This is a genomic window from Curtobacterium sp. VKM Ac-2852 (assembly GCF_013205045.1).
GTDB lineage: Bacteria > Actinomycetota > Actinomycetes > Actinomycetales > Microbacteriaceae > Curtobacterium > Curtobacterium flaccumfaciens.
Genome location: NZ_JABMLI010000003.1, coordinates 471,706 through 497,271, shown reverse-complemented (window position 1 = coordinate 497,271; position 25,566 = coordinate 471,706). Strand labels below are relative to the sequence as shown.

Genomic DNA, 25,566 nt, shown 5'->3' with positions numbered 1-25,566 from the left:
CGCGCCGTGCGGGACGATCAGCAGCCTCAGGCTGGACGACGCATCATCCGGTAGACCGAACCGTCGTCGGTGCGCGTCAGGACGCCGAGGTCCACGGCATCCCGGCGCACGACGGAGACGTCGGTCGCGAACATGCCGACGGCCGCGTTCAGGACGGCCTCCGGCACGGCTCGGTCCGGTCCGAGTCGCTCGAACACGAGCTCGACGATCCGGACGGACAGCGCATGTCGTTCGACGTCCTTCACCGGCATCCGCTCGATCCGATCGAACTCGAGCACCGCGGCCGGCGACTGCAGTCGCTGGAGTTCGCGTGACGTCCGGCCGAGCACCGACGCGTCGGGACCCTCGTCGGTGAGCCAGTCGAACGAGTCGATCGCAGCCCGGGTGCGGTCATCGACGGGGCTCCCACCGAGCGCGGCCGCACGCAGGGCAGGTGACGCCAGGACGGAGACGACCTGACGCGCGCGCCCCACCACGCGGCCGACGTCCATCAGAAGTACGTGATGCCGTGCGGCGTCCGCGGCGGCAGCAGCATCGCGCGGAGCAGCTCCACCGACGCCGGGTCCGCGGCGCGGACGAGCCCCGCGGCGGCCAACGTGACGGGGGAGACCGAGCCGATCAGCAGCGCACCGAGCTCCGCGACGTCGAGCTGGACGTCAGACCCGGCCACGTCGACGTCGTCGGCGAGGCGCGTGACGGTGCCACGGGCCTCCTGGACGTCGAGGCGGTACGTGCCGGTGGTGAAGCCGAGCGCGTCGGTGACCCCGAGTGTCAGCGACCCGTCGACGGCGAACGGCCGCGAGGCCAGCACCGCGGGCACGTCGAGTACGCGCAGCCAGACGTGGTCCTCTTCGTGGTCGACGTCGTACGCACGGTTGTCGCCGAGCGCCGCGACGATGGGGTCGTCGAGGCGGGAGCGGTTGTACTTCACGACGTCGTTGAGGTCGACCGAGAGCAGGAACTCCCACAGGGCGGTGTAGGCCTGGTCGTCCGCGTACACCAGGTCGACGATCTCGAGTGCGGTGTCGGAACCGCGGTCCTCCTTGACGCGCCAGGTGACGTAGCCGTCGATCTCGTCGGAGCCGTCGGGACGGTGCACCGCCGCACGGACGTCCTTCGCCTTCTGCCCGTCGTTGCCGAGCAGGCCGAACACGATCGGCCAGGTGCCGGTGTTGCGGACCATCGAGCCGGGGGTGCGCACGTGGAACCGGTCGAAGACCGCCTTGCCCGGGCCGTCGGCGAGCCACTGCGGCGTCACGACCGACACCGTGCCGGAGGTCGGGGCGAGCAGGGGGAGCGCGCGCTCGCGGCGGACGTGCACGGCACGCTCGCGGATGGCACAGCCGAAGCCGAAGCGGCGGTAGATGGTGCCCTCGGACGCGGTCAGCGACGCGACGGCGTAGCCCTCGGCGACCCCGCGCTCGAGCGCGTGCGTCATCATCCGGCGCAGGATGCCGCGGCGACGCTCGGTCGGGCGGACGGTGACCGCGGAGATCGCCTGGGTGTCGACGGAGGACCCGTCGCCCCAGCTCAGCGCCTTGCGGAACCACGTGAAGGTGCCGGCAGGCCACGTCTCGTCGACGGACCCCGGGAACGGCTCGCGCACGTAGACCCCGAGGAACGTCTCTTCGTCGGCGATGAAGTGCGACGCCATGCGGGCCGCGCCCTCGGCGTCGGGGTCGGCTTCGTGGAAGCCCATCCCGACGGCCTGCATCCACGCTGCCGTCTCGGCGTTCGGTGCCCCCTTGTCGTCCGTCTCGGGCGCGAACTCGCGCAGCTCGTAGCGGTCGTCGAATGCCTCGTTGCTCACGTTCCGACACTATCGGGACCGGGTGACGTCGCGACAGGCGCGTGGTCGGTCCGGTCGGACTGGAGGCCCGGATCGCGTCCGGCGGACGGGCTGCGGTGTGAGGTCGGCCGGTTCAGGGCCCGTGCCCGGTGCCGCGTCAGTCGGTCGCGCCCCGCGGGGGATCGACGAGCAGCCCGACGCGGTCGTCCAGGTAGTCGGCGAGGGGGACTGCGGCGCCGGCGGTCGGAGACCACCGGACCGACGGCACGTCGTCGATGACGACGAGCACGCCCTCGGCGCCGACCAGGGAGTCGTCGACGGGGATCGGGACGGCGCCGTGGTTCACCGTGTCACCGGCGCCGAAGTGCCCCTTCGCGGCGGCGGCTCGGTAGGCGCGACGGACCTCGGCGGAGACCGACTGGTACTGCGACCGACCGGGTTCGGTGACGCGGGTGATCGACCCGGTGGCCCAGACACGGCCTGCGGTCTCGGGGGACGACCCGATCAGGAGCGCTCCGACCCGCCACACCCGGCCGAGGGACCGCATCGTCGGGTCACGACGGATCCCGAGGACGGCCTTCGGCTGCACATACTCGCCGAGTGCTTCGTCCGGGACGCCCGCGGCGCGGAGCCGTCGGGCCGCCGCGTCGAGGAGCTCCCGCGCCCGCTGCACTCCGTCCGTCACGTCCACCGAGCCTAGACCGGGTGGTGGTCGTCGTCTCGGCCCTGTTCTCGGTGGTGGTCCGCTCGACGTGGTGCGCTGCGCTGCGTCGTCCGCGGCTGGTGCGGGCGCGGCTGGTGCCGTCGCGGCGACGACGTGCGGCGCTCACGAAGCCCGCGGCCATCATGACCGCACCGTACGTCAGGAGCACGCCGGCGACCGCGGGGATGAGCCAGCTCCGCGACCCGTTGACGACCTGGTTGACGATGCCGATCTCCGGCACGGAGTACCAGACCACGCCACGGATCTGCACGGCGGTGACCGGTGCCGGGTCGGCCTCGGCGTTGTTGTCGCCCTTGAGCACGAAGGTCCGCTCGCCGTCCGACGACGACGACACCGAGACCACGCGGTGGCTGACGACCGCGGGCTGGCCGGACACGATCTGGTAGGTGACGACGTCGCCGACCCGGATGTCGTCGATCGGGGTCGGACGGACCACGAGCAGCGTCCCCGGCGGCAGGGTCGGCTCCATCGACTGCGTCAGGACGGTGAGCGGCATCGAGCCAGTGGCCTTCGGCACGACGATCAGCACGACCGCCAGGGCAGCGACGAGCAGCAGGAGCCCGGTGCTGAGACCGAGCACGACGGCGTGGACGACTGCGCGCCAGCCGGTGCGCGGGGTGGGGGTGCTCATGCGCCGCATCGGATCGCCGCCCCGTTGTCCTGCGTGAAGAGCGTGACCTTGCCGGTGCCCGCGACGGTCGACGTGGGGTTGCCGGCGCTGTCGAGCACCTTGACGGTGACGGTCAGCGTGCCCGCGGTGCCGGCGTTCGCGGGGACGTCCGGCGGCGCGATCGTGATGAACGCGGAGTAGTCCTGCGCCTTCTGCCCGACCGGGGTCGAGCCGACGAAGGCCCCGTACCAGGTGTCCATCGGGCGGTTCGCGGCGTCCCAGCGGATCTCGACGTACCAACCGCCGTGGTCGGTGCAGACCAGCGAGGGGGTGGTGTCGACGACCGCAGCCGGGGTGGTCAGGGTGAAGCCGCCCGCCACGACGCCCGAGGTCCAGGTGCCGCTCGTGACGGTGAGGTTGACGTTCACCTTCGCGGTCGAGCCGGCCGGGGCCGACGACTGCAGGGTGCTGCGGGTGCACCAGACGGCGGAGGTGCCGGCGGCGAGCTTCGCGTTCATGCTCGGCAGCGAGGCCCAGGTGCCGGTGACGGACCCGGTGCCCACGGCCGTGCTCGTGGTGCAGCCCGCGGTCGAGGCGACCGGCCAGGCGACGACGGTGACGGCCTTGGCGAGCGCGGTCGAGCTGCCGGACACGACGGAGACCGTGGTGGTGGCGGTGCCGGCGAGGGTACCCGAGTCGGTCAGGGTGATCGGCTTCGTCGTCGACGTGACGCTCGACGAGAACGCCGTGGTGAGGGCGCTCGTGCCGCTGATCGACGCCGCGACCGTGCCGACCGTGGTGCTCGCCGCGGTGGTGCCCGCCGCGCTCCACAGTGCCCACGCGGCGCTCGACGTACCGCCGACGAACAGGGCGGTGAGGAGCACGGCGACGAGGAGCCGGAGGCGGCGGTTCATGCGGCGACCTGCGTTCCGGTGACGGTGAGGGTGAAGTCGGTGGTGGCGCCGGCGACGGTCTGCGGGGCGTCGGCGTCGAGGGCCATCTCGAGGCACGCGGTGCCGCTGACCCCGGCCGGCAGGGAGAATGCCCCGGTACCGGTGTCGAAGGTGGCGAGCCGTCCGCTCGTGCCGGTGAGCCCGGGCACGCACTTCGCGGTCGAGGACACCATCACGAGGTGGAGCGTCAGCTCACCGGTCGCCGCCGCGACGGACGACTTCGAGGCCGTCGTCGTGACGCGCATCGACAGCGGGACCGACCCGGTGTTCCGCACCGTGAAGGTGCCGGTGGTGCTCGTGCCCGGCCCGAGGACCGCGGTGTTCATCGCCGTGGTGCTGCTGACGCTGACGGTCGCCGTGGCGGAGCGCACCGTGGTGGCCGCCGTGCTGGCGGTCCCGTTCCAGAGCGCGTACGTGCCGCCGGTGCCGAGGAGTGCTGTTCCGACCGCGACGACCAGGGCGAGCGCGACCGGCCACACCCAGCGGCGCCGTCGGGCCGCGCGGTGGCGTCCCGTCGTCCGCGGTGTGGCGGTCATGTGCCTGCTCCTGGTCGTCGTGGTCGGTGGGGTGCGATCGGTGGATCAGGAACCGATCGCGGTCTGGGTGAGCGTGAAGGCCAGCGCGCTGAGGTTGATCGAGCCGCCCTGACCGGTGGTCGCCGACGCGGGGAGCGTCACCGTGAACACGACCTTGACGGTCGACGTGGACGAGGACGGCGAGACGACGAAGGTGTTCGTGTTCGACGAGGACTGCACCACCGAGGCGCTCGTCGAGGTGACGGCCAGCGTCTTCGTGGTGGCGGCGAGCAGCGCGGCGTCACCGGTGATGCTCTGGTTGGCGTAGGTCAGGTTCGCCTTGAGGTCCTGGCCGGTCGCACCGATGTTCAGCGTCTGCGTGAACTGGAACGTGTTGCCCGGGACCATCAGGGCCTTCGTCGGGTCGATCGCGGTGGAACGACCGTTCGTGATGTCGCTCCAGGCACCGTCGTTGTTGGCGCTCAGCGTCAGGGTGCCGGCGCTCACGGCGGACGCGGCGCTCGAGGCGCTGGCGTTCCAGAGCGCGAACGTGCCCGCGCCGCCGAGGAGGAGTGCGACGCCTGCTGCGCCGGCGATGGCACCGGTGACGATCTTGTGCATGGGGTGGATCCGTTCCTGCGTGCTCGGGGCACGCTGAAGCCCACCGGGGACATTCGGGCGTCGTGTCCGGTGGGGAGGTTGTCATCGACCCAGTGGTTGGAGGGGGTCGCGGCTGACCGGTGCCGAGAGCGGTCGCCGGGCCTCGGAGCGCATGTGCTGCTGCTCGGGCGGGCTGGACTCGCTCTGGTGTCGACGTTACCTGTCCCCCAAAGTGCCGACAAGCGAGAACGAGCGTTCCCCCGGACCCCAGAACGGGGGGCATTTTTGTCCCCGCTAGGGAGGACATGATTTGTACCCCGAATTCTGGGTGTGCGCTCCGCGTGGGCAGAGCGATCACAGAAGGAATGCCGGTACGCACGGCGTCGTTGCACCGTCCGGAAACGAGGAGGGCCCATGGACATCGTGCGCTGGTTGTTCGACGCGCAGATCGTCATCGGCGACCAGACGGTGCTCTGGCGCGAGGTGATCGGCAACGTCTTCGGGCTGCTCAGCGCCCTCGGGGGCATGCGCCGGAAGGTCTGGGCCTGGCCGGTCGGACTGGTCGGCAACGCCCTGCTCTTCACCGTGTTCATGGGGGCGCTCTTCGACACCCCGAACCCCGTCAACCTGCTCGGGCAGGCCGGCCGTCAGGTCATGTTCATCATCGTGAGCATCTACGGCTGGTACCGGTGGACGCACCGCCCCGAGGACGCGACGACCGTGATCGACCCGCGCTGGGCCTCCTGGCGGACCCGTCTGCTGCTCGTCGTCGGCCTGGTCGGCGGCACCGCCCTGCTGACCCCCGTCTTCCGTGCGCTCGGGTCCTACGAGCCGGTGTGGAGCGACGCGTGGATCTTCGTCGGATCGCTGCTCGCCACCTACGGCATGGCGAAGGGGTGGGTCGAGTTCTGGCTCATCTGGGTGGCGGTCGACCTGGTCGGCGTGCCGCTGCTGTTCTCCGCCGGCTACTACGCCTCCGGGTTGATGTACGTCTTCTACGGCGTCTTCACCCTGACCGGGTTCTTCGTGTGGATGCGCCAGCGGGTGCGGCCTCCGGCGGCGCCTGTCACCGTCGGCTGACCGCCGTGGTCGCGGCGCGCTGACGCGGCCGGGAGCACGGCCCCCGCTCTGGGACGAGACAAACGGCCCGGAATGCGCTGCAATGGTCGGATGGAACCCCTGCACGGCGAACGCGTCGAGGACGACGAGTCCCTCGCAGAGCGCACGGTGCGCGCGGCCATCCGCGCCTACCGGCTGCACCCGTTCGACACCGTGGACGCGGCGGTCGTCGCCGAGGTGGCCGGCATCCCGCTCGAGACCGTCGAGCGGCTGTTCCCGACCTGGCACGCCCTGCTCCTGGTCACCTACGACCGGTGGGCGCAGCTGCGGGGGACCCGGCGGAAGAGCCCGCCCACGTGCACGATCGAGCACGTCCGTCTGACCCTGGCCGAGGACGTCGCCGACCCCGGGCTCGTCCGGGTGCTCGCGGGGCTGATCACCGTGGCCAGCTCGGAGTCCGGGTTCGCCGAACTGTTCCGCAAGCGGTTCGAGGAGTACGCCGAGCAGCTGACCGTCGGGCTGCAGCGCGACTTCGACAAGGGCTCGGAAGAGGCCGGCATCCCCGCGTACCAGGCTGCGACCCAGCTGCTCTCGGTCTACGAGGGGCTGCAGATCCAGATGCTGGTCCGCCCGCACATCGACGTCCTGGTGGAGTTCGACCGCGCGGCGAACACCCTGCGTCAGGGATGGAAGCGGCATGCCGTCCCCTCGTGGGACCTCGACGAGGCACCCGTCCGCGTCTGACGCCGTGCGGCACCGACCGACGGGATCAGCCCCGCCGCCCCCGCCGCCACGACAGCATTTGCCGGACCGTCACCTTCGACCCGTACTGCGCGACCGAGTGCCGGAACAGGTACTCCGCGAACCACAGCAGCAGCCCGGCGACGACGAACACCTCGACGATGCAGACGACCGACTCCGTCACGGTCAGGGCCCCGACGGCGTTCCGCACCATCGCGGTGATCGGCGTGAAGGTCGGGAAGTACGTGAAGAACTGCGCCACCGGCGACGTCGGCGTCGTCATCACGAAGAACGCCGCGTACAGGGGGATGATCAGCGCGAAGATCGCCGCCGACTGCAGGGCCGAGGCGTCCTTGATCGACGGCACCGCAGCCCCCACGGCGACGAACAGCCCGGACGCCAGCAGCACCCCGCCGACGAGCAGCAGCGCACCGGTGACCATCCGCCACGGGTCGACCGTCAGCCCGCCGAGCTGCGAGGACACCAAGGGCAGGGCGACGAGCAGCCCGACCAGGCCGGGCACGACGAACACGCTGACCTGCACGAAGCCGACGAGCAGCATCGCGATGACCTTGCCGCGGATCAGGTCGCCCGCGGTCACCGTGGTCAGGATCATCTCGGAGATCCGGTTCTCCTTCTCCTCGACCACGACGGTGACCATCCGGGCTGCGAGCAGGATGACGAGCCCGAAGAACGCGGCGACGAACAGGAACGGCGGCACGACGGACAACCAGCCCGGCGCGACCCGGCCGTCGGCGTAGGTGGTGACGTCGGTGGCGGGTGGACTGCGGAGCAGCTGCACGGTCTCGGGGTCGTCGACCGACGCGGCGACGCTCTGCTCGAGCACCCGCTCGGCCAGCGACGAGTACACGCCGTTGGCGAAGAGCCCTCGGTCGGTGGCGTCGACCCGGATGGCCGTCGTGGACGGCGACGACGGGAACGCGATGAAGGCGTCGAGGTCACCGGACCGGACGGCGGCACGGTCGGCGGCGGCATCGGTGGATGGCGTCCCACCCCATTTCGCCGCCACGGACTCCGACACCAGGCCGGACTCGTCGACGTAGTGGAACGGGGTCTTCGTGGCGGACGACCCGGACACCACGGAGTTCGTGCCGGCGGCCTGCCCGATGCCGACGAGCAGCGACACGACCACGATGACGACCGGCAGCGCGAGCGTGCCGATCCAGAACGCGGGCTTCTTCACCGCGCGGACGAACTCGAACCGGACGACCGTGCCGAGGTTGCTCATGCCGCTGCCCCGTCCGACGACGCAGCGGCGAGGGCGTCGTGCCCGTAGACCTGCACGAAGATCTCGTCGAGCGGGATCCGGCGCATCTCGAACGCGGTGACGTGCACCCCGGCCGCGACCAGTTCCGCCAGGACGTCCGCACCGTCCGGAGCGGCGGCCTGGGTCGGGACCAGGTAGGCGACGTGCCCCTCGTGACGGGCGAGCCGGTACAGCGACGACTTCGGCACGGGGCCGTCGAGCCCCACGCGGGCGACGGCGCCACCGAAGGCGTCCTGCACGTCGGGCACGGATCCGTACGCGGCGGCCCGCCCGTCCTTGAGCAGCAGGATGCGGTCGCAGAGCCGCTCGACCTCGTCCATGTGGTGCGTCACGAGGACCGCGGTCGCGCCGTCGGCCTTCCGTTCGTCGACCAGGTCGAGCAGGAGCCGCCGGTTCACCGGGTCGAGTCCCTTGGTCGGCTCGTCGAGGATGAGCAGCCGCGGTCGGTCCATGATCGTGATGCCGAGCTGCACCTTCTGCTGCTGCCCGCCGGACAGCTTGTCGACGCGCAGCTTCGCGCGGTCGGCGAGCCCCACCCGGGCCAGGTAGTCCATGCTCCACGCGGTCGCCTCGGCACCACGGAGCCCGCGCAGGCGCCCGAAGTAGGTCATCACGTCGATGACGGACTCCTTGCGGTACAGCCCGCGCTCCTCGGGCAGGTAGCCGATGCCGCCGGTGGCCGGCCGGTAGGGGCGGCCGTCGATCGTCAGCGTGCCCGCCGTCGGGGTGGTGATGCCGAGCAGGGCCCGGATCGTCGTGGTCTTGCCGGAGCCGTTGCTGCCGAGCAGCCCGAACGTCTCACCGGGGGCGACGTCGAACGACAGTCCGTCGACCACGTTGCGGTCGCCGAACCGCATCACGAAGTCCTGCACGCTGATGCTCGCCCCGCTCATGCGGCGACCCTACCTGGGCCGGCTGACGGCGCGGACGCCGGTCGCGGCCCGGGACGGCGACGACACGACGGACTGGAGGCGCGGTGCTAGCTGGCACCGCGCCTCCAGTCCGTCATCCGGTTGCGCCCAGGGCGCGAGCGTCGCGTCAGGAACGCAACCAGGCCGTCCCCACGCCCGACAGGGCACCGTCGACCACGGGGGCCGAGGCGAGCAGCAGCTCGCCGGCCGGCAGCGCGAAGGGCTCGTCGCCGAAGACCGTCACGCTGGTCCAGCCGTTCGGCCGACGGAACGCGAGCACGTCGTCGCGGCCGGTCTCGATCCACTCGAGCTGTTCCTCGGACTGCAACTGGCCGCGCAGGCCGAGCGCCTTCCGGTACAGGTTCAGGGTGGAGTCGGGGTCGGCGTCCTCGGCCTCGACGCTGGAGTCCGCGAACCACGCCGGCTGCGGCAGGTGCGAACCGTCCGGACCGAAGCCGAACGACGAGCCGGTGCGCGTCCACGGGATCGGCACGCGGCAGCCGTCACGACCGACGTCGACGCCCGGGTTGCGGAAGAACGCCGGGTCCTGGCGGTCGGCGTCCGGGATGTCACCGACCTCGTGCAGGCCGAGCTCCTCGCCCTGGTACAGGTAGGCCGAGCCGGGTAGGGCGAGCTCGAGCAGCGTGGCGGCCTGTGCGCGGCGCAGGCCGAGCGACCGGTCGAGCGCGTCCTGCGAGCCGCCGGCGAGCAGCCACGCGCTGCCCTGCTTGTCGGTGCCACCGGCGCGGGGCGGCAGGGCGTAGCGGGTGGCGTGCCGGACGACGTCGTGGTTCGAGAACACCCACGTGGTCGACGAGCCGGACTGCTCGGCGAGCCCGAGGTTGAACTCGATGATCGTGCGGAACTGGCCGGCGTCGAAGTCGGCCTCGAGCAGGTCGAAGTTGAACGCCTGACCGAGTCCCTCGGCGCTGGCGTAGCGGGCACGCCGGTGGGCGGGGACCCAGGCCTCGGCGACCGCGGTGCGCGCCGGCGTGTACTCGTTGAAGACCGTCCGCCACTCGGCGTAGATCTCGTGCACGTCGTCGCGGTCCCAGAGCGGGTGCGTGCCGTCCTTCGGCATCTCGGCGAGCTCGGCCCAGGTGGGCAGGGTCTCGCCCAGGTCCTTCGCCAGGCCGTGGGCCACGTCGATGCGGAACCCGTCGACGCCGCGGTCGGACCAGAAGCGCAGGGTGTGCAGGAAGTCGTCGCGGACCTCGCGGTTCGCCCAGTTCAGGTCGGGCTGCTCCTTCGCGAAGCTGTGCAGGTACCACTGGCCGTCGCCGACGGCGGTCCAGGCCGGCCCGCCGAAGATCGAGATCCAGTCGGCGGGGGCGTCCTCGCCGGACGGCCCGCTGCCGTCACGGAACACGTAGCGGTCGCGGGCGGGGGACCCCTTGGGTGCTGCGAGGGCCTCGCGGAACCACTCGTGTCGGTCGCTCGTGTGGTTCGGGACGACGTCGACGATCACCCGGATGCCGGCGGCGTGCAGTGCCTCGACCATCCGGTCGAAGTCGTCGAGGGTGCCGAGGCGCGGGTCGACGTCGCGGTAGTCGTCGACGTCGTAGCCGCCGTCGGCCAGGGCGGACGGGTAGAAGGGGCTGAGCCAGACGGCCTCGATGCCGAGCGAGGCCAGGTACGGCACCCGCTCGGTGATGCCGGGCAGGTCGCCGATGCCGTCGCCGTTCGCGTCGGCGAACGAGCGGGGGTAGATCTGGTAGACGCTGGCCTGGCGCCACCAGGTCTCGTCGTGCGAGGTGGTGGCGGGCTGGGCGAGGGTGTCGGTCACGTCGGGCCTTTCGTGGGTCGAGGGGTTCGAGGGGTGTGTGTCGGTCACTTGATGGCGCCCTGGGTCACGCCGGCCATCACCCACCGCTGGGTGACGAGGTAGACGATGATCGCCGGGGCCATCGCCATCAGGTACGAGGCGAACGACACGTTGTAGTTGTTGCTGAACTGCGTCTGGAACATCTGCTGCAGCACCGGCAGGGTCTGCAGCGCCGGGTCGGAGGTGATCAGCGACGGCATCACGAAGTCGTTCCAGGACGCGAGGAACGCGAAGATGCCGACGGTGGCGCTCATCGGTGCCAGCAGCGGGAACACGAGTCGCCAGAACACCTGCCCCGTGCTCGCACCGTCGATGCGTGCACTCTCCTCCAGCTCCGCCGGGATCGACCGCAGGAAGGCCGTGAAGAGCAGCACGCTGAAGGACAGCTGGAACATGACGTGCAGGATCGCGACGCCGAGCGGGTTGTCCAGGTGCGCGAGCCCGGTGAGCTTCACCTGCGAAAGAGCGAGCACCGGGAACGGCAGGAACATCGCCGCGAGCAGGTAGAAGAACGACCAGCGGAACAGTCGCCGGTCCCAGTTCCGGGCGATCGCGTAGGCCGTGAACGAGGCGAGCAGGATCGTGCCGACGACGGTGATCGCGGCGACGAACACCGAGACCGCGAAGGCCCGCGGGAAGTCGGTCAGCTGCCACGCCTGCACGAAGCCGTCGACGCTGAACGGTGCCGGCAGCGAGAACGCGTTGCCGTCGACGGCCTGCCCGGTGGTCTTGAACGCCATCGTCAGCGTGACGTACAGCGGTACGAGCACCGACAGCGCGCAGAGCACGAGGACGACGGTGACGGGCCAGTTCGAACGACCGCGGCCGGCCTTGCCCGAGCCGGAGGACCGGTCGGCGTCGACGGAACGGATGCTGCCGGTCGCGGTGGTCCCCGGTCGCAGGGGTGCTTGCAGGGACATCAGAGCGCTGCCTTCCCGCGGGTCGCCCGCAGCTGGATCACGGCGATGACGACCGCGATGACGAAGAAGATCGTGGCGTTCGCCATCTGGTAGGCGTAGTCGCCGCCGTTGAAGCCCTTGAAGATCGACATCGCGACACTGGTGGTCGAGGTGCCGGGGCCGCCGTCGGTCAGGCCGACGATGATGTCGTACGAGTTCAGGAAGTTCTTGAACCCGATGACCAGGTTGATCAGGATGTAGCCCGCGGTCAGCGGGGCGGTGATCGAGACGAGCTGCCGCCAGGCGCTGGCACCGTCGAGGGCGGCTGCCTCGTACACCTCGCCGGGGATCGAGAGGACGCCGGCGATGTAGATGAGGAGCGTCGACGGGATCGCCTGCCAGGCGGTGACGACCACGATCGCCAGCCACGCCAGGTCGGGGTTCGCCAGGATGCTCTGCTCGAGCGGCCCGAAGCCGATCGCGGTGGCGAAGGCCGGCAGGCTGTTCGCGAACAGGAACGAGAACACGTAGGCGATGACGATCCCCGAGATCACCATCGGCAGCACGAACACCGCACGCAGCGCGATCTTGCCGCGGATCTTCGACGTCAGCGCGATGGCGAGCAGGAACGCGATCGCGTTCACGACGATCACGGTGACGAGCGAGAACCCGAGCGTGAACAGGTACGCCTGCAGGATCGCGGGGTCGGAGAACACCGCGATGTAGTTGGTGAGCCCGGTGAAGCGGAACTCGCCGAAGCCGACGGAGTTCGTGAAGCTCAGCACGATGCCCATCACGGCCGGCAGCGTGATGGCGAGCGTGAAGAGCACCAGGGTGGGCAGCAGGAACGCCAGGAAGAGCGGGTCGACGCGGGGCTTGCGTCGTCCGTCCCGTCGTCCGGCCTGGAGGCCCGTGGCGGCTCCGCCACGGCGGCGGCGGTCCGCCGTCGTGATGGATTCGGTGGTCGTGGTTGCCATTCGGACGTCTCCTTACGCGGCCGTGCGGAGCGCGAGACGCGCCCAGTCGGCGTCGAGGGTGCGGAGCTGGCGCTGCGGGTCGCCGCCGAAGGCGATCGACTGCGCGTAGTTCGCGACCGGGATCTCGGCGGGGATGAGCTGCGAGGCGCCGAGGTAGAAGGCTGCGTCGTCGTAGTACGACTGCATGCCGCGGAGGGCGGGGTTCGACGCCGGGGGAGCGTCCTTGCGGACCCCGAAACCGTTGTTGTCCGCGTTGTACCTGTCGTTGACCCGCTTGGTCATCAGGAACGACAGGAACTCGCGGGCGGCCTCCTGCTTGCGGGACGCCTCCGGGATCCAGAGCGCCAGGTCGACGTTCACGCGGACCTTGCGGTCGGCCGGGTCGTCGGTGACGGGCAGCGGGAACGTGCCGAGGTCCATGTCCTTCGTGGTCTTGGCGATCTCGCCGAGGGCCCACGGTCCCTGCAGGTACATGCCCGCCTTGCCCTGGGCGAAGGCGAGGTTGCCGTCGCCGTACCCGCGGCTCGCGGCGCCGTCCTGGTGCCAGGCGCGGAGCTGCACCATGCGCTCCATCGGCTTCCGCAGGTCGCGCTCGAACGAGACGGCGGATCCCTTGCCGACGTTCGTGCCCTCGCGGCGGAGTGCCTCGAAGGTCGCCGGGGTGTCGATCATGCCGCCGATCGAGTAGTCGAACATGCCCTGGGCGATCGTCCAGTTGTCCTTGAACGTGCCGTAGATCGGCGCGATGCCGGCCTTGGTCAGGCGTTCGCACACGTCGGCGAACTCGCTCCACGTCGTCGGGACCTCGAGCCCCTGCTGCGCGAAGAGGGCCTTGTTGTAGATCACCGACGCCGCCGTCACCGAGTACGGCAGAGCGCTCTTCCGGCCGGGGTAGTCGGCGGTCTGCTCCATGAGTGGCCACAGGTCGGGGTTGATGGTGTCGGCCTGCGGCAGGTCGGACAGGTCGGTCAGCGCGCCGTGCTCGACGAACGGCACGACCGAGAAGTTGTAGTTCCAGCAGCCGAGGTCCGGCGGCCGGTTCCGCACGAAGTTCGCGGACATGCTCGAGGTCGAGTCGCGCACGACCCGGACCTTCGACTGGCTCTGGTGGAACTGCGCGATGACGTCGTCGAAGTAGCCGATGACCTCGGGCTTCGACACGTAGAACGTGATGGTCTCCGGCTTGGCGCTCGAGGACCCGATCGGGGCGCATCCGGCGAGCGCGAGGCCCGCTCCGATGCCGCCCGCTCCCAGCAGGAACCCGCGTCGGCTGACCGATGCTGCGCTCCTGGCGGTGGCGTGTGCTTGCACGTCGTCTCCGTCCGTCCGGACCCGGCGTCCCTGCCGTTCCGTCCCGCGAGCGGCTCCGATGCTGCCCGCGGAACTAAATGTAGCGAGAAAATCTAATTCCGCAAGGAACTCGTCGCGCGATAGGGTCACGACATGCCGCCACCCCGTGGAACGAGCGCAGAGACGCTGCTCGCGTACGCCTTCGACTCGTCGGCGTTCACCGCGACCGAGGCGATCGACGCCACCGGCCTGACCCGGTCGACCGTGCTCGGGGCGGCCGAGGAGCTCGTGCGGCTCGGCTGGCTCCGCGAGCTCGACGACGCCCGCGCCGCGGGGGAGTACCGGATGGGACGCCCGGCCCGTCGCTACGAGCTCGACACGGTCGCCGGGGTCGTCGTCGGTGTGGACGCCGGCCAGCACCGGGTCACGGCCTTCGTCGCCGACCTGCGCGGCACGGTGCTCGGTCGTGCCGAGGGGTCGCTGGGTGCATCGGGCCTCGACGTGCCCGTGCGACTCGGGGTCCTCGCCGACACCGTGGCCGCCGCCCTCGCCGCGGCCGACGTCGACCGTACCCGGGTCCTGGTCACCGTCGTGGGCATCCCGGCGCCGGTCGACGCCGCCGGGGCCTCGCCCGACGACGGCGGCTTCTGGGTCCGGATGAACCCGGGGTTCGCCGACGCCGTGCCGGACGGGCGGGTGCTCGTCGAGAACGACGCGAACCTCGCCGCGCTCGCCGAGCGGCCGTCCTCGGGTGACGCCTCGTTCGCGGCGCTGCTGTCCGGCGAACGCTTCGGCGCGGGCCTCGTCGTCGACGGGGTCCTGCTGCGCGGTGCCCACGGCGGTGCCGGGGAGATGCGGGTGCTCGAACTCGTCGAGGGTGTCGGCTCCTCCGACGGCATCGGCGCGGTCGCCCGCACCTTCGTGGCCGACGCCGTCGCCGCCGGGCAGATCCCCGCGGACGCCGCACTCGCCGGCGACGCCGCCCTGGTGTTCGCGGCCGCGCGGAGCGGTGATCCGGTCGCGCGCACCATCGTCGACCGCCTGGGCGACCGCCTGGCCCGGGTCTGCATCCTGCTCGCGAGCCTGCTCGACATCGACCGCGTCGTGGTCGCCGGCGCGATCGCCCAGCCGGCGGTCGCGGTCATCGACCGTGCGCGCGACCTGCTCGCGAAGGGGCACTTCGACCCGGTGCCGGAACTCGTCGCGTCGTCGCTCGGGGCCGACGTCGTCGTCATCGGGGCCGTGGCCCACGCGGTCGACGCGGTGCGGGCCGACCCGCTGTCGTTCCGGGTGCTCAGTCGGGCAGCGGCACCTCGAGGCTCCGGTCCCACGGTTCCGTCCAGCCGAGTCGGTCGAACAGCGCATCCAGCAGCATCGCGGTGAAGCCCCACACCAGGTGCTCGTCTCCGTCGGCCTCGATCGTGAACGCTGGTCCGCGCCACTCCTGACCACTGCGGCGGATCACGGTCACGCCGCGGTTCGCCGGGTCGAGCAGGTCGGCCACGGGGACCCGGAACACCGCCGCCGACTCGTGCTCGTCGACGACGCGGATCGGTGAGGGGTCGCGCCACCAGCCGATGACGGGCCGGACCAGGTGGTTCGAGAACGCCAGGGGCACGGCCGGCAGTGTGCCGAGCACCTCGACGCCGGCGGGGTCGAGCCCCGTCTCCTCCTGTGCCTCGCGGAGTGCGGCGGCGACGGCGTCCGCGTCACCGGGGTCGATGCGTCCGCCGGGGAACGCGACCTCGCCGGCGTGCGCGCGCAGGGTCGTGGCCCGGGCGAGGAGCAGGACGTCGAGGTCGCGCGGGACCCCGGGTGCTGCTGCCGGTCGGTCGCTCGGCGTGTGGTCGAGCGCGCCGAAGAGCATCAGGACCGCGGCCCGACGTGGCGAGGCCGTGCTGCCGGGTTCGACGAGCGGCCCGCCGTCACCCCAGCCGTCCGCTGCGACCGCCGCGAGTGCAGCCCGTACCGATCCGTCGTGCGTCACCCGTTCACCCTAGGTGTGCGCCACCGAGAGGTCCGGCGGGCCCGTCGCTCCGGACGGTTCGCTGGGGGTTGCTCGAGCGCTGCCTGGGAGCCGCACAGGTGGGAACTGTGCGAACCGGAAGCGCCTCGGTGCCCCGTTCGCAGCGGACCGACGCCACGATTGCACCGTCCGCCGGGAGGCCCCATGTTCCACGATCTGCTCCGACCCCTGTTCCACGTCGCCGTCGTCGCACCGTCCGTGCTCGTCCCGGTGGACGTCGCCGCGGGGCTCCTCGCCGTCGCCGCGCTGCTGCCGGCGTTCGGTCGCCGCTCCCGGCATCCGGTCCGCGGGCTGGTCTGGCGGCTCGGCGGCGTGGCGGTCGGTGCCGTGATCGGCCTGGTCGCGGTGTGGTGGTTCGGGGACGTCCAGGACCTGTACGGGGTGTCGTTCACCCCGATCACCCGGATGTGGGTGGCCCTGGCCTTCGGCGCCGTCGGCCTGCTCGTCGTGACCGTCGTACAGGGCGGCTGGCTCCGCCGCGTGCTCGGCGTGCTCGCGGCGGTGGCGGTGGCCCTGGCCGCCGTCCTCGGCGTCAACGTCGACTTCGGGGCCTACCGCACGATCGAGCAGGCCGTCACGACCGATCCGTACCCGTCCGGTCCGCTGGGACACGAGACGGGGGTGGGGCGCGCCTCCAGTCCGGTGGTCGACCCGGCCACCTGGCGGGCACCCGCCGACATGCCGCGACGAGGGAAGGTGCTCTCCGTCGCCATCCCGTCGACCGTCTCCCACTTCCACGGGCGGCCGGCGGACGTGTACCTGCCGCCCGCTGCCCTGACCGAGCGACCGCCGACCCTGCCGGTCCTGATCAGCCTGGCCGGACAACCCGGCCAGCCGAGCGACATGTTCCAGGCCGGTCAGCTCGGGGCGGTGATGGACGCGTTCGCCGAGGCCCACCACGGACTGGCCCCGATCGTCGTCGCGCCGGACCAACTCGGGGCACCGGGCCGGAACCCGATGTGCGTCGACTCGCCCCTCGGCCGTTCCGCGACGTACATCATGACCGACACCACGAACTGGATCCGGCAGCACCTGCGCGTCGGGGCAGCGCCCTCCGCCTGGGGCATCGTCGGGTTCTCGCAGGGCGCGACGTGCGCCATGCAGTTCTCCTCCGCGCACCCCGGCGTGTTCGGCACGACCTTCGCGATCTCGAGCGAGCTCGCACCCCTGAACGGCTCCGTCCAGCACAGCATCCAGGTCGGGTTCGGCGGCTCCGCCACCCGGTACGCCGCAGCGGCACCGCGGGCGATCATGCGGGCGCACGGGCCGTACCCGGGGCACCTGACCGTCTTCGCCTACGGCAGCGATGACACGCCCTACGTCGCCTCGACCAAGGCGCTGCGCGCAGCTGCGGACGCCGCGGGGATGCAGACCCGACTGTTCGTGTCCGAGGGCTCCGCCCACGACTGGAACACCGTGCGCTACGCCCTGCGCGTCGGGATGCCCGGCGTGATCGCGCACATGGGCCTCCGGTGAGCGCGGTGGCCGCGGCCCTCGCGTGGGCGACCCCGGGGCGACTCGTGCCGGTGGCCCGTCGGTACCCGTTGACGAGCGTCGTCTCGGCCCTGACCGTCGTCGCCGGCATCGCCGCCGTGGTGCTCCGCTACGTCGGCGCGCTCGACGGGCGGACGCCCGACACCCTGGGCGGGACGATGGGTCCACTCGGCGTGGTCGCGGTGACGTCCAGCGTCGTCGGGTTCCTCGTCACCTTCGTCGCCGTCGTGGTGTGCACCGGCGCGTCCGAACGGCTGCTCGGCTGGCGGCGCACCCTGCTCGCGATGGTCGTCACGACCGTCGTGGGGACCGGCCTCGGTGCCGTGCTCCAGCTGTTCGACGGAGCCCCGGCCAACCCCGGCTTCCTCGTGCACCTGGGACACGTCGGCCCCTGGACCTGGATCGTCGGGACCATCGTCACCGCGAGCGCGTTCGCCGGCGCCCTGTGGCGACGCCGGATCCGGGTCGTGTCGATCGCCGTCGTCGCCGCGCTGCTGCTCTACGCCGGACACGCGTCCGACCTGCACGCGGCGCTCGCCCTGCTCGTCGGCCTGGTGCTCGGCCGCGTGCTGCGACGGTCACCGGTGCGGAGCGGCTGGACCAGGAGCTCCTCACGCGAGGCCCGCGTGCTCCTGGTGGCCGCGGTGACGGTGTCGGCGGTCGGCCCCGTCCTCGCGCTCGTCACCGGTGCCCAACTCGGGCTGCTCGCCCCGCTCGCCGTGGTGCTCGACACCGGGCCGACCGGACGGATGCCGCACTGCTCGGTGACCGGGGTGACCGCCAGCTGCGTCCGGGCGCTCGCCGCGGTGCACCCGCACGGCCTGTTCCAGTCGCTGCTGGCCGTGATGCCGCTCGTGGTCCTGGCGGTCGGTGCGGTGGGCCTCCGGCGTGGCAGTCGGTTCGCACTGTGGCTCGTCGTGACCGTCGACCTGGTCACCGGGGTCGCGACCGCCGTCTCGTACGGGGTGCTGCCCGAGCGGCACCACGCCGTCGTGCAGCGTCTGGCGTCTGACCACCTCGAGGTCTCGCTCTCGCTCGTCGCGTCGGTGCTGGTGCCGATCGCCACCGCCGTGGTGCTCGTCCTGCGCCGCGCGGACTTCCCGGTCCGGACCGACCGGCGACGGCTGCTGGGGTTCGCCGTGACGGTCGCGGGATCGGCCGTGGTGCTCGCGTTCGTCGTCGTCGGCGTCGCCGTGGCTTCGGGCGACAGTGTGCGCGACCCCGTCCACCTGGCGCTCGCCGTGCTCGGTCCGATCGCCCCCGTGACCCTGCCCACGCACCTCGCACAAGCCGAGCCGGCGCTGCGGTTCGTCGTCGGCATCTCGGGCCCGCTCCTGTGGCTCGCGGTGGCGATCGCCGCGGTCCGGCCGACCGGTGCCGGACGCTCGGACAGTGACCTCGACGGGCAGGACGCCGCGCGGGCGGCTGCTCGGGCGCTCCTGGTCGCCGGCGGCGGCGACACCTTCGGGTGGATGACGACGTGGCCCGGCAACGAGTACTGGTTCACCGAGGACGGCCGAGCCGGGGTCGCCTACCACCGCACCGGGAGCGTGGCCGTGACGACCGGCGGCCCCTTCGGACACGAAGACGCGCGGCTCGCGGCACTCGAGGGCTTCGCACGGGCCGCGGACGACCACGGCTGGACGCCCGTCTTCTACGGCATCGACGCCACCCTCGGTGCTGCACTCGCACGACTCGGTTGGACGACGCTCCCCGTGGCCGAGGACGCCGACCTCGACCCGCGCACCTGGACCACGACGGGCAAGCGCAAGCAGGACGTCCGCACGGCCGTCAACAAGGCTGCACGGTCCGGCACCACCGCGCTCTGGTCGGACTGGGCCTCGCTGCCCGGATCGGTCACCCGCCAGATCGAGGCGATCTCGGAGGAGTGGGTCGCCGAGCGCGAACTGCCGGAGATGGGGTTCACCCTCGGTGGCATCGACGAGATGCGCGACCCCGCCGTCCGGACGCTCGTCGCCCTGAGCGAGGACGGCACCGTCCTCGCCGTCACCAGCTGGCTCCCCGCGTACCGTGCCGGGCAGGTGGTCGGGTGGACGCTCGACGTGATGCGCCGCGCGCCCGACGCCCCGAACGGTGTGATGGAGTTCCTGGTCGCGAGTGCGGTCGACCGGATGCGCGCCGACGGTGCCGAGCGGCTCAGCCTGTCCGCGGCCCCGCTCGCGTCCTCGGCGGATCCACAGGGCGCCGGCCGGAGCGGCGTCGAATCGGTCCTCGACGTCGTCGGCGGTGCGCTCGAGCCCGTCTACGGGTTCCGTTCCCTGCTGCGCTTCAAGGCGAAGTTCGGGCCCGACCTGCACCCCCTGGTGATGGCGTACCCGGACCCGGTGGCGCTGGCCACCATCGGCGTCGCGATCGTCCGTACCTACCTGCCGGGGTTGTCGCTGCGCCAGGCGGTGGCGATCGTGCGGGAGCGGCGTCCGGCACGCGGAGTCCGGGCCGAGCCCCCGGTGGAACGGGTCGGCTGACCCGGACGGGCCAGGAGCGCCGTCGGTACGTTCGGAGCATGGGAACCGAACGGGCCGACGGACCGGCCGTGGACGAGCACGATCCGTACGAACGCCGCCCCGGTTACGTCACGAGTGCCGACGGCCGGACCGACCGGATGACCACGGACATGTTCGTGGGCATCGCGGTCGGGTTCGTCCTGGTGCTCGTCTTCGGGTCCTTCCACATCGTCGAATGGCTCGCGATCGGAGCGGCCGTCGTCATCGGCGCCGCGGTCTGGTTGGTCCTGCGCAGCCGGCGACGGCGTGCAGACCGCCGTGCAGGTCGGTCGCCCGACGCCGTCCCTCGTGCTCGGGACCGCGCGATCGCCGAAGCGAACGGTGGGCGCCGGTTCTTCATCGCTCAGAACCCGGTCGTCGTCATCGTGATGGGCGCGATCTTCATCGCTGTCGCGGTCGCCCCGCTGCTGTTCGGTGGGGTCTCCATCGGCCGGATCGTGACCGGGGTCATCGTCGTCGCGAGCGGCGTCGTCTGCATCGTGCAGGGGATCGGCACCCTGCGGGTGCGTCGTCGGGAGCGCAGCGACGGCTGAACCTCGGTCGTCAAGCATCTGGCAGCCCGGTCGAGGTCTGCGGCTCGACGAAGGGCGGCCCCGAGACCTGCCAGAAGTACTGGCCTTGGGAAGGCTGACGCGTCGTCGACGCGACCACAGGGCGGACGGGAGGCCCGGTGTCAGCTGGCACCGTGCCTCCCGGCTTGGCCGTCACCCCGCTGGCGCGGTGCGCCGGTACCGGCTGAAGGACCGCCCGAGGATGCTGAACGGCAGCCGCCCTCACCGTCTTCCCCGCGGACATCCCCTTGCTGCCGCGGAGCTGGATCCCGGACAAGTACCCCGCTCCATCCACTACGCGGTCGCGGACCGGGGCGGCCACTTCGCCGCACTCGAACAACCCGATCCGCTGGTCGACGAGTCGGACCTCGAGGGCGCCGAGTACCCGTCCCGGTGGGCGATCGGTTGGTACCTGCTGGTGTTGGGGGCGTTCCGTTCGGCTCAGCCGCGGTCGCGAGCCATTCCCGCTTCGGTGTTGCGGGTACCGACGGCGACGCCGTGCGGGGATGCAGCTTCGATCCGGGCGAGATCGTTCGTGGTGAGGACGACGTCGGCAGCGGCGACGTTCTCCTCGACACGGGAGGCCTTCGTGGTGCCGGGGATCGGGACGGTGCCGGCCTGCATCAGCCACGCGAGCGCGAGTTGCGCGGTCGTGACGCCCTTCTCGTCGGCGATGACCTTCAGCGCCTCGACGACGTGCAAGTTCGCGTCGATGGCCTCGTCGGAGAACCGGGGGAGGGTTCGCCGTGCGTCACCATCGGGGAGGTCGTCCTCGCGGGTGACGGTGCCGGAGAGGAACCCGCGGCCGAGCGGCGAGAAGGGCACGAACCCGATGCCGAGCTCCGACGCGGTGTCGAGGACGCCGTTGTGTTCGGCGTCGCGCTCGAAGAGGCTGTACTCGGACTGGATCGCCGTGATCGGGAACGTCGCGTGCGCACGTCGCAGGGTCTCGGCCGAGGTCTCGGAGACCCCGATGTAGCGGGCTTTGCCGGCGTTGACGGCTTCGGCCATCGCGCCGATCGTGTCTTCGATCGGCACGTTCGGGTCTGCCCGGTGGAGGTACCAGAGGTCGATGTGGTCAGTGCCGAGGTGGCTCAGGGACCGGTCGATCGCGCGGCGTGCATGCTCCGGGGACCCGTCGAGTCCGATGGGCTGGCCGTCGTCGGTGAAGTCGGTGGCGAACTTCGAAGCGACGACGACGCGGTCCCGATCCGAACCGAGGACATGGCCGAGGAGCTTCTCGTTCTCGAACGGTCCGTACGCCTCCGCGGTGTCGAACAGGGTGATCCCGAGGTCGAGGGCGCGTCGGATGGTCTCGGCGGAGCCGGTCTCAGTGGCGCCGCCGTAGAAGGCGCTCATGCCCATGCATCCGAGTCCGAGTGCGGACGTGACGAGCCCCTGGGAGCCGAGAGGGATCTGCTGCATGCGTGTTCTCCGTTCGTCGCCGGGATCACCCGGACGATGACGACCCTTCACCCTGGTGTGCACACCATGTCAAGTGGGAGACTCGGCTCATGCTGCTTCCCGAGGTCCACGTCGACGGACCGGTCACGATCAGCGCTGCGGCGGAGCTGCTCGGCATCACGGTCGACACGATCCGCTACTACGAGAAGGAAGGGATCGCACCGTCTCCTGATCGCGGTCCGGATGGATGGCGGCGGTACGACACGGCGGCACTGAGCTGGCTCGCCGGGACGGTGATGCTCCGCGGGACCGGGATGAACGTGCAGGAGATGCGTGACTACGCGGCCGCGTACAGAGATGGTGCCGACGATGTCGCTCGACTCGCGCTCCTCGAGCAGCACCATGCGACCGTCCTCGCTCGGCAGGCGGAGGTGCAGCGGCACCTCACTGCACTGGAACGGAAGATCGAGGCGTACCGGGGGACCATCGCCGCGACCGGCGCCCCATCGGCGGCATGATCTTTCTGGCCGGTCGGCAATCAGCTACAGGACGCGACAACGGCGCGGCGCGAGAACCACGACACCGATCGAAGCTGCTCACGGGCCTTGTGACCATGTCAGGATCGGCCGTCACACGACATCTCTCAGTGAGCAACCCGCGCTCCGATCGAGGAGGAGACCGCCGATGAAGACCCGAACCCGCCTCAGCGTCACCGCGGTTGCTGCCTGCGTCCTGGTCGCCGCCCTCACCGGTTGCGCAGCAAGCGCACCGACTCCGTCACCGTCCGCCACCTCGGCGACGACCGGGGACGGGACCCCGGCCCCGTCCCCGTCTGCGACCGCGACGGACGCCGTGACTCCGTCGTCGTCCCCCTCGCAGGGGGCCGCAGCGTCGGCGCTCGCGCAGCACGTCTACGACGAGTGCAGCAAGGGCGCCGCGGACGCCGGAGTCACCCTGACGTTCACGGACGACCCGTCGGGGTACACGGGCAGCGACGGGACCTACCAGCTCGTCTACCCCTTCACCTTCGACGACGGGCACACCGACCCGTACGCCATGTACAACTGCACGCTCACCGACGACACGGTGGGGTCCTCGTACGTCAGCAGCGGGATGACCGACAGCCACTGAGCACGGTCGGTAACGGCGCGGAGGGCAACTCACGGGTCAGGGCGGGGCTTCGCGCGACCAGTAGTCCGCTCGGACCATGAGGAGCTCTCCCTGGACCTCCGACGTCAGGTTGACGACACGGGGATCCCACAGCGTCCCGGGCAGTCTCGCGCGGCGCGCAGACCGGTGAACAGGACGGCCGCGGCACCGACGATCAGAACGGTCACGACGATCGCTCGTCGGGTGTTCGTCCGCCGCCTGGTCACCTCCGCAGCCGAGGCGGCGGCTCGGGCGGTGGTCAGCGGTCGAGCAGCATCCTGTTGCGCGCATCGATCTGGTCTGCGGTCGCGGGGAAGTAGCTGCTGACTCCGATGTGCTCGGCGTCGTGCTGTACCGCGTCGACGACCGGCCTGAGCGCGCGCTCGTAGCCGGCGAATGCCTGCTCGACGTCGCCGTCCGCGTCCCGGAGGGCGTCGTGGAGTGCGGTGGCGCCGATGATGGCGAGCGAGCCGCCCATCCCGGCGGCCGGGGAGGGGCAGTAGCCCGCGTCGCCGACGAGTGCGACGCGGCCGGACGTCCACGCCGGCATCTTGATCTGGCTGAGCTTGTCGAAGTAGAAGGTCTCGACGCCGATCGCCTCGTCGACGTGGTCTGAGAACGGCGAGCCGGCCCGGAGCATGTGGTCGCGGAGGATGCGCTTCTGTGCCGCTTCGTCGCGGTGGTCGAAGGGGATCTCCTGCTCGGAGCGGAATCCGAGGACGAGGTCGGTGGTGGTGTCGTACGAGTTGACCAGCATCGTGACGCCCGGTGCGTTGGTGATCCGGGTCGTCTGCGGTTCGATGACGAGGTCGTCGAGGGTGGCGACGGAGAAGTACGTCTGCAGGAAGTGGCTGTACAGCGCTTCCTGCCCGAAGTGCAGTCGACGCACTGTGGAGTGGTTGCCGTCGCAGCCGAACACCATGGAGAAGTCCCGTTCGGTTCCGTCGCGGAAGGTGACGTGCACCCGCTCCTCGTCGGTCTCGTGCAGGGACGTGACCGAGTTGTTCCACAGCATCTCCACTTCGCCCTCGGTCGCGGCGGCGAGGATGTCGAGCAGGTCGTCGCGGTGGATCTCGTAGCCGTCGCCCGTCGATCCGGCCGAGGGTGGCACGGGATCCATCCGCGCGATGCTGTCTCCCTCCGGCGTTGTGAACTCCGTCACCCGCGGCGCGAGCGCCTTCGCCGAGATCTGCTCGAGCAGGCCCATCCGGTCGACGATCGCGATGGTGTCGTCGCGGATGTCGACCGGGGTGCCGCCTCGCTTCAACCCGGGAGCGACCTCGACGATCGAGACGTCGTACCCGAGCCGACGCATCCACAGCGCGGTCGCGAGCCCGGCGAAACTCGCTCCTGCGATGAGTACCTGTTCCTGTGTCTGCGTGGTCATCGATCGTCCTCGTTCCTCGGCATCCGCCGAACTTGTAGTGACTCTAAGTTCGGCAAACGTACCAGAACTTTGGGTCACTCAACGTTTCGTGCCAGACTCGGGGGATGGTGGAGTCGAGTACGGGCGTTCCGTCGGGGCTGCGAGAGCGCAAGAAACGGGAGACCCGCGAGCGCCTGGGGGACGTTGCTGCACGGCTGTTCGCTGAGCACGGGTACGACGAGGTGTCGATCTCAGACGTGGCCCGAGCCGCAGGCGTCTCGGATCAGACCGTCTACAACTACTTCCCGACCAAACCCGATCTGGTGTTCGACCGAGCCGACGAGGTGCTCGAGAAGATCCGAGCTGCGGTTGCTGACCGAGGTGCGCACCAGTCGCCGGCGGAAGCGATGCGCACCATCGTCCTCGAGGACGTCGATCGGTACGTCGCAGAGGATCCGGCTTTGGCGCGGGGGGAGTTCCCTGCGCAGTGCCGGCTCAGCGCGGTGCTCCGTCGACGGGCGCTGGAGTTCTACGACGAGGTCACGTCCGCGGTGGCAGAGGAACTGGCGGACACGGGTTTCGACTCGATGACCCGGCGTGCTCAGGCTGCCGCCCTCGTGGCCGTCGTGCAGCAGGTCACCGAGGCCATCGGCGACGCGGTCCTCGCGGATGCCGACCGGGAATCGACCCGCAAGCGCTTGGTGAACACGGCCGGAGCGGCGCTGGACCACCTGTCCACCTGGTGCGCGCCGACCTGATCCACGTCGAGGGACAGGGCGGGTGCGCGGAATGCATCCCATGCACCTTGTGGCCCTCTCATGGCGCGGGGCGTCCCGCCGACCTACCGTCTACTTGTCAGACGATCGTCTG

At 71.0% G+C, this 25,566-nt stretch carries 25 protein-coding genes; 9 read left to right on the top strand and 16 right to left on the bottom strand.

Annotated elements, in window-relative coordinates; translation table 11 throughout:
* Window positions 1-26 precede the first annotated feature (26 nt).
* From HQQ79_RS13520 to HQQ79_RS13490, 7 genes are all read right to left on the bottom strand, one after another.
* Entirely contained in the window at window positions 27-491 is a 465-nt protein-coding gene (locus HQQ79_RS13520) for a DUF2087 domain-containing protein (protein ID WP_173034913.1), read from the bottom strand.
* Window positions 491-1,810: a GNAT family N-acetyltransferase gene (locus HQQ79_RS13515; protein ID WP_173034911.1), complete on the bottom strand. Its 1,320-nt coding sequence runs from the start codon at window positions 1,808-1,810 to the stop codon at window positions 491-493. The genes HQQ79_RS13520 and HQQ79_RS13515 overlap by 1 nt, the downstream gene beginning before the upstream one ends.
* Before the next feature lie 136 nt (window positions 1,811-1,946).
* Complete coding sequence (locus HQQ79_RS13510; RefSeq protein WP_173034909.1) at window positions 1,947-2,378, bottom strand: hypothetical protein; 432 nt, start codon at window positions 2,376-2,378, stop codon at window positions 1,947-1,949.
* Entirely contained in the window at window positions 2,344-3,144 is an 801-nt protein-coding gene (locus HQQ79_RS13505) for a signal peptidase I (protein WP_254066261.1), read from the bottom strand. The genes HQQ79_RS13510 and HQQ79_RS13505 overlap by 35 nt, the downstream gene beginning before the upstream one ends.
* Window positions 3,141-4,037, bottom strand: a complete 897-nt coding sequence (locus HQQ79_RS13500) for a hypothetical protein (protein WP_173034905.1) — start codon at window positions 4,035-4,037, stop codon at window positions 3,141-3,143. Before HQQ79_RS13500 ends, HQQ79_RS13505 begins: the two co-directional genes overlap by 4 nt.
* On the bottom strand, window positions 4,034-4,612 hold the full coding sequence (locus HQQ79_RS13495; RefSeq protein WP_173034903.1) for a TasA family protein: 579 nt from the start codon (window positions 4,610-4,612) through the stop codon (window positions 4,034-4,036). Before HQQ79_RS13495 ends, HQQ79_RS13500 begins: the two co-directional genes overlap by 4 nt.
* 45 nt (window positions 4,613-4,657) lie before the next feature.
* Window positions 4,658-5,212 carry an alternate-type signal peptide domain-containing protein gene (locus HQQ79_RS13490; protein WP_071247818.1) on the bottom strand — a complete coding sequence of 185 codons (555 nt, stop codon included), beginning with the start codon at window positions 5,210-5,212 and terminating at the stop codon, window positions 4,658-4,660.
* 393 nt (window positions 5,213-5,605) lie between these two features.
* Between HQQ79_RS13490 and pnuC the strand changes: the two genes are divergently transcribed.
* Both pnuC and HQQ79_RS13480 read left to right on the top strand, forming a co-directional pair.
* Window positions 5,606-6,271: a nicotinamide riboside transporter PnuC gene (gene pnuC, locus HQQ79_RS13485; protein WP_173034901.1), complete on the top strand. Its 666-nt coding sequence runs from the start codon at window positions 5,606-5,608 to the stop codon at window positions 6,269-6,271.
* A 90-nt stretch (window positions 6,272-6,361) separates the two neighbouring features.
* On the top strand, window positions 6,362-6,994 hold the full coding sequence (locus tag HQQ79_RS13480; RefSeq protein ID WP_111057794.1) for a hypothetical protein: 633 nt from the start codon (window positions 6,362-6,364) through the stop codon (window positions 6,992-6,994).
* Between the two features lie 25 nt (window positions 6,995-7,019).
* On the opposite strand, the gene HQQ79_RS13475 is transcribed toward HQQ79_RS13480, so the two are convergent.
* From HQQ79_RS13475 to HQQ79_RS13450, 6 genes are all read right to left on the bottom strand, one after another.
* Window positions 7,020-8,240, bottom strand: a complete 1,221-nt coding sequence (locus HQQ79_RS13475) for an ABC transporter permease (protein ID WP_173034899.1) — start codon at window positions 8,238-8,240, stop codon at window positions 7,020-7,022.
* A complete protein-coding gene (locus HQQ79_RS13470) occupies window positions 8,237-9,172 on the bottom strand; it encodes an ABC transporter ATP-binding protein (RefSeq protein ID WP_173034897.1) in 936 nt (311 codons plus the stop codon). Before HQQ79_RS13470 ends, HQQ79_RS13475 begins: the two co-directional genes overlap by 4 nt.
* Window positions 9,173-9,317: 145 nt before the next feature.
* On the bottom strand, window positions 9,318-10,976 hold the full coding sequence (locus tag HQQ79_RS13465; RefSeq protein WP_173034895.1) for a glycoside hydrolase family 13 protein: 1,659 nt from the start codon (window positions 10,974-10,976) through the stop codon (window positions 9,318-9,320).
* A gap of 44 nt (window positions 10,977-11,020) precedes the next feature.
* Window positions 11,021-11,935, bottom strand: a complete 915-nt coding sequence (locus tag HQQ79_RS13460) for a carbohydrate ABC transporter permease (protein WP_027466185.1) — start codon at window positions 11,933-11,935, stop codon at window positions 11,021-11,023.
* Entirely contained in the window at window positions 11,935-12,891 is a 957-nt protein-coding gene (locus HQQ79_RS13455; RefSeq protein ID WP_111057796.1) for a carbohydrate ABC transporter permease, read from the bottom strand. Before HQQ79_RS13455 ends, HQQ79_RS13460 begins: the two co-directional genes overlap by 1 nt.
* A 12-nt stretch (window positions 12,892-12,903) precedes the next feature.
* Window positions 12,904-14,202, bottom strand: coding sequence for an extracellular solute-binding protein (locus tag HQQ79_RS13450; RefSeq protein ID WP_173034893.1), 1,299 nt, complete (start codon window positions 14,200-14,202; stop codon window positions 12,904-12,906).
* 132 nt (window positions 14,203-14,334) lie between these two features.
* Here HQQ79_RS13450 and HQQ79_RS13445 point away from each other — a divergent pair, with 132 nt between their 5' ends.
* Complete coding sequence (locus HQQ79_RS13445; protein ID WP_173034891.1) at window positions 14,335-15,564, top strand: ROK family protein; 1,230 nt, start codon at window positions 14,335-14,337, stop codon at window positions 15,562-15,564.
* Here HQQ79_RS13445 and HQQ79_RS13440 read toward each other — a convergent pair.
* Window positions 15,476-16,168, bottom strand: a complete 693-nt coding sequence (locus HQQ79_RS13440) for a CoA pyrophosphatase (RefSeq protein ID WP_071247793.1) — start codon at window positions 16,166-16,168, stop codon at window positions 15,476-15,478. The genes HQQ79_RS13445 and HQQ79_RS13440 overlap by 89 nt on opposite strands.
* A 183-nt stretch (window positions 16,169-16,351) precedes the next feature.
* On the opposite strand from HQQ79_RS13440, the gene HQQ79_RS13435 reads away from it, so the two are divergent.
* From HQQ79_RS13435 to HQQ79_RS13425, 3 genes are read left to right on the top strand one after another with little or no spacing between them, the layout of a single operon-like run.
* Complete coding sequence (locus tag HQQ79_RS13435) at window positions 16,352-17,683, top strand: esterase family protein (protein WP_173034889.1); 1,332 nt, start codon at window positions 16,352-16,354, stop codon at window positions 17,681-17,683.
* On the top strand, window positions 17,680-20,187 hold the full coding sequence (locus HQQ79_RS18970; protein WP_173034887.1) for a DUF2156 domain-containing protein: 2,508 nt from the start codon (window positions 17,680-17,682) through the stop codon (window positions 20,185-20,187). The genes HQQ79_RS13435 and HQQ79_RS18970 overlap by 4 nt, the downstream gene beginning before the upstream one ends.
* Before the next feature lie 38 nt (window positions 20,188-20,225).
* Entirely contained in the window at window positions 20,226-20,759 is a 534-nt protein-coding gene (locus tag HQQ79_RS13425; protein WP_173034885.1) for a hypothetical protein, read from the top strand.
* Between the two features lie 459 nt (window positions 20,760-21,218).
* On the opposite strand, the gene HQQ79_RS13420 is transcribed toward HQQ79_RS13425, so the two are convergent.
* Entirely contained in the window at window positions 21,219-22,202 is a 984-nt protein-coding gene (locus tag HQQ79_RS13420) for an aldo/keto reductase (protein WP_173034883.1), read from the bottom strand.
* An 89-nt stretch (window positions 22,203-22,291) separates the two neighbouring features.
* Between HQQ79_RS13420 and HQQ79_RS13415 the strand changes: the two genes are divergently transcribed.
* Window positions 22,292-22,699, top strand: coding sequence for a MerR family transcriptional regulator (locus HQQ79_RS13415; RefSeq protein ID WP_173034881.1), 408 nt, complete (start codon window positions 22,292-22,294; stop codon window positions 22,697-22,699).
* A 166-nt stretch (window positions 22,700-22,865) separates the two neighbouring features.
* Entirely contained in the window at window positions 22,866-23,312 is a 447-nt protein-coding gene (locus HQQ79_RS18430) for a hypothetical protein (RefSeq protein ID WP_216852513.1), read from the top strand.
* 277 nt (window positions 23,313-23,589) lie between these two features.
* Here HQQ79_RS18430 and HQQ79_RS13405 read toward each other — a convergent pair whose 3' ends face one another.
* Window positions 23,590-24,717 (bottom strand): FAD-dependent monooxygenase, encoded by a 1,128-nt coding sequence (locus HQQ79_RS13405; RefSeq protein ID WP_173034879.1) that lies wholly within the window; start codon window positions 24,715-24,717, stop codon window positions 23,590-23,592.
* A gap of 104 nt (window positions 24,718-24,821) precedes the next feature.
* Here HQQ79_RS13405 and HQQ79_RS13400 point away from each other — a divergent pair, with 104 nt between their 5' ends.
* Window positions 24,822-25,454 carry a TetR/AcrR family transcriptional regulator gene (locus HQQ79_RS13400; protein ID WP_173034877.1) on the top strand — a complete coding sequence of 211 codons (633 nt, stop codon included), beginning with the start codon at window positions 24,822-24,824 and terminating at the stop codon, window positions 25,452-25,454.
* Window positions 25,455-25,566: the final 112 nt, after the last annotated feature.